Annotated in this window: 1 protein-coding gene; it reads left to right on the forward strand. The window is 78.8% G+C overall.

What is annotated here, in order from left to right; genetic code table 11:
* Positions 1 to 213 precede the first annotated feature (213 nt).
* On the forward strand, positions 214 to 2,215 hold a 2,002-nt coding region (locus ABZ885_RS39755; protein ID WP_360199871.1), incomplete at its 3' end, for a LuxR family transcriptional regulator.

Below are 2,215 nucleotides of genomic sequence, written 5' to 3' on the forward strand. Positions count from 1 at the left end.
GCATGGTCGAGCTGCTGAAGCAGGGCCAGTACCAGCCGTTCCCGGTCGAGGAGCAGGTCGTCTCCATCTGGGCCCCTCCTACCGCCCGCCGATCGCATCCCGCCGAGCGCCGGCGCGCTGCGCCCGCTGCTGCCCGACCTGGCCGACCGGCTCCCGCCCCACCCGCCGGGCACGGGCGACGGGCTGCCCGGTCGTCACCTCCTGGTCCAGGCGGTGCGCGCCCTGCTGGGCGTGCTCGGCGAGGTGGTCCTCGTCATCGAGGACCTGCACTGGGTGGACGACGCCACCCGCGAGCTGCTCCTGCTGCTCGCCCGGGACATGCCGCCGGGGCTGGCCCTGGTCCTCACCTACCGCGCGGAGGACCTGCCGCCGGACACCCCCGTCCTGGGCGCCGCCTACCGGCGCCCGGGCGGCGTCGGCGGGGCGCTGCTCCGGCTCCGCCCGCTGGCCGAGGACGAGGTCCGTGAACTGGCCCGCGCCGCCCTCGGGCCGCGGGCGACCGCCGCCCTCACCCGGGTGCTGTTCGACCGCAGCGAGGGCCTGCCGCTGGTCGCCGAGGAGGACCTGATCACGCTGTGCGAGCAGCGCACCCCCGGCGGGCTCACCGACGCCGCGGACCTCGCCGCCGACCTGGAGCACTCGGAGGTCCCGCGCGGCCTGCGCGACGCGGTCACCGAGCGGCTCGCGGCGCTGGCGTCCGACGCCTCGGCGGTGGTGGCCGCCGCGGCCGTGCTCGGTGTGCCGGCGGGGGAGGAGCTGCTCGCCGCGGTGGCCGGCCTCGGCCCGCAGGCCACGGCGGACGGGCTGACCGAGGCGCTGCGGGCGGCCGTGCTCAGCGAGAACCCGCCGGCCCGCTACGGCTTCCGGCACGTCCTGGCGCAGCAGGTGGCCTATCGCCGGCTGCCCGGCCCGCAGCGCACCGCGCTGCACCGCCGTGCGGTCGGCGCACTGGGGGCGCGCGAGCCGCGCCCGCTCGTGCAGATCGCCCACCACACCCTGGCGCTCGGCGACCGGGCGGTCTGGCAGGAGGTGGCCGAGGCCGCCGCCGACCAGGCGGTCGCGCTGGGGGACGCCGGCAGCGCCGGTGCGCTGCTGCGCCGGCTGCTCGACGAGCCGGACCTCGACCCGCGGCGCCGCGGCCGCGCCGCCCTCGCGCTGGCCCGGATCGCCGCCAACGGCGTGGACTCCGCGGCGAGCGTCGGCATCCTCACCGGGATGATCGCCGACCGGCGGCTTCCGGTCGCCGACCGCGGCGAGATCCGGCTGACCCTCGGCATCCTGATGGCCATTCAGGGCGGCGACCGGGCCGGCTTCGCCCGGATCGAGGAGTCGCTGGACGAGCTGGAGGAGCGCCCGGCGCGGGCGGCCCGGGCGATGGTGGCGATCGCCATGAACGAGCGTGACGGCGCCGCCGAGCGCGCCCGGGAGTGGCTGGACCGGGCGGAACGGACGCTGGCCGCCGGACCGGACGAGGAGGTGGCGGCGGCGGTGCGCGCCACCCGGCTGACGTTCCTGGCCCGGGAGGGCGATCCGGCGGTGTGGCCGCTGCTGGAGGAGCTGCCGCGCAGCTCGGACCGGGCCGAGATCGTCCGGCAGACCACCCGCGCGCTCTACAACGCCGGCGAGATCTCGGTCGAACTGGGCCACGACCGCCGCGCCGCACGCCTGTTGGAGGAGAGCCGGCGGCTGGCCCGGCGGGCCGCCATCCCCTACCTGGAGTGCTACAGCCGGATCGCGCTGCTGCGGCTCGAAGGGCTGGACGGGCGGTGGGAGGGGCTGGAGGAACGGTTCGCCGCGCTGGGCGCCGAGTTCCCGGACCTCGCGATGGCCGGTGCCGAGCTGGCCCTGCTGCTGGGCCGGTTGGCGGCCGCCCGGGGCCGGCTCGCGGACGCACGCCGCCACTTCGCCGCGGCGGCGCCGTACGGGGACCGCGAGTCCCAGGTGACGGCGGCCATGCGGGCCGCCGCCGGCCTGGCCGGGCTGCAGCTCGCCGAGGGCGACTCCGCCCGGGCCGCGGTCACGCTCGCCCCGGCCGTCACCGCACTCCGTCACGCGCGGGCGTGGGCGCGGGCCGCCGAACTGCTGCCGGTCGCGGTCGAGGTGTTCCTCGCCGAGGGCGACCGCCCGGCCGCCGTCCGGCTGACCGGGGAGGCGGCGGAGGGCCTGGCGGGCCGGGACGCCCCGGCCGCGGTGGCCGCGCTCGACTTCGCCCGCG

Origin of the sequence: Kitasatospora sp. NPDC047058, assembly GCF_040643935.1 — a bacterium.
In the GTDB taxonomy this organism is placed as follows: Bacteria; Actinomycetota; Actinomycetes; order Streptomycetales; family Streptomycetaceae; genus Kitasatospora.